Below are 1,355 nucleotides of genomic sequence, written 5' to 3' on the forward strand. Positions count from 1 at the left end.
CGAACCGCAGCGCCGCCTCCCGTCCGGGCGGGCCCTGCGCCACCCGGTCGACGACCAGCCGGTACGCGTCGTGACCGTGCACCACCGGCACCCGCACCGCCTCGGCCTCGGCCAGCCAGCGCAGCCCCGCCGCCTCGGCGCGCGCGGCCTCCGCCCCGTCGGCGCTCTTGACGACCACCACCCGGCCGTCGTCGAGGGTCACCTCGGCCAGTGAGCCGGACAGCGTACGCACACCGGTCACCGCCCGCCCGGTGAACCGGGCCGCCACGGCACCGGGCCCGCCACCGTCCCGGACGGCCGGACCGGGAGGGAAGCTCATGGGCGGACTCCTCACGTACGGGCGAGCGGTCGTGCCCAGGGTATGGGCTCCCCGCACACCCGCGTGCGCCGCCGTCCGGTCACGCGGGACGGTGAAATCCCGGCCGCCGCCGATCGAAGGAAACCGCGCCGGGGGACCACTCGGAGCATGACGAGTCCATCGTTCCAGCGCACCCTCACCCTGCCCGCCACGCTGTGCGAACAGGCCGCCCACCATCTGGAGCAGGCCGCCCGGCGGACCGTGGACGGCGCCGGAATCCCGCTGAAGGCGTTCCGCGCGGCCGCCGACAGCGACTACACCCTCCCGGTGTCCGTGGTGGAACAGGCGGCGGGCTGCCTGCTGGTCCTGGCCACGGAGACCGCCCAGACCGTACGGCCCTCGGCCCTGCGCACCACCATCGGCGTCGCCCTGCGCCTGCGCGACGCCGTCCAGGCCGTCCACCGGCCCGCGCTCACCACCCGCTTCTGGTGAGGGCGCGCCGCATGGCCCCCGCCCGGCGGGGAACCCGGCGCACTCCCACCGTCCACACCTCCAGGAGAAGGCATGAGTCTGTTGCGCGTCCTCGGCCGGCCGATGCTGGCGTCGATGTTCGTCGCGGGCGGACTGGATTCCGTCCGCAACCCCCAGAACGTCGCCCCGGTCGCCGAGTCCGTCGTCAAGCCCGTCACCGACCGTGTCGCGGTGCTGCCGGACCGCACCGAGGACGCCGTACGCCTCAGCGGCGCCGTCCAGGTCGTGGGCGGACTGCTGCTGGCCACGGGACGCCTGTCCCGCCCGGCGGCGCTCGCCGTCGCCGTCACGCTCGTGCCCACGACGCTGGCCGCCCACCGCTTCTGGGAGGAGGAGGACCCCGGCCAGCGCATGCAGCAGCGCATCCACTTCCTGAAGAACCTGTCGATGCTCGGCGGTCTGCTGATCGCCGCCGACGACACCGGCGCCGCCCCCTCGCTGCTCTGGCGGAGCCGGCACGCCGCCCACGACCTGCGCCGTGACGCCCACCTCGTACGCCGGTCCGTGCGGGCCGGGGCCGGCCCCG

Annotated in this window: 2 protein-coding genes and 1 pseudogene; 2 read left to right on the top strand and 1 reads right to left on the bottom strand. The window is 75.6% G+C overall.

The genetic code is table 11. The features are described 5' to 3' along the window. Nucleotides 1–319 (bottom strand): annotated as a pseudogene (locus tag B7767_RS38760) (fructosamine kinase); the annotation flags it as partial. A gap of 147 nt (nt 320–466) precedes the next feature. On the opposite strand from B7767_RS38760, the gene B7767_RS38765 reads away from it, so the two are divergent. Then, nucleotides 467–790 carry a hypothetical protein gene (locus tag B7767_RS38765; protein ID WP_085576056.1) on the top strand — a complete coding sequence of 108 codons (324 nt, stop codon included), beginning with the start codon at nt 467–469 and terminating at the stop codon, nt 788–790. Between the two features lie 72 nt (nt 791–862). Further along, nucleotides 863–1,355: DoxX family protein (locus B7767_RS38770; protein ID WP_085576057.1), on the top strand; the 493-nt coding region annotated here is incomplete at its 3' end.

It is taken from the genome of Streptomyces sp. 13-12-16 (genome assembly GCF_002114215.1).
Lineage (GTDB): Bacteria > Actinomycetota > Actinomycetes > Streptomycetales > Streptomycetaceae > Streptomyces.

Excerpts from the sequence above, each read along its gene's own strand:
- B7767_RS38765 (WP_085576056.1), top strand. The coding sequence starts at position 467 with ATGACGAGTCCATCGTTCCAGCGCACCCTCACCCTGCCCGCCACGCTG.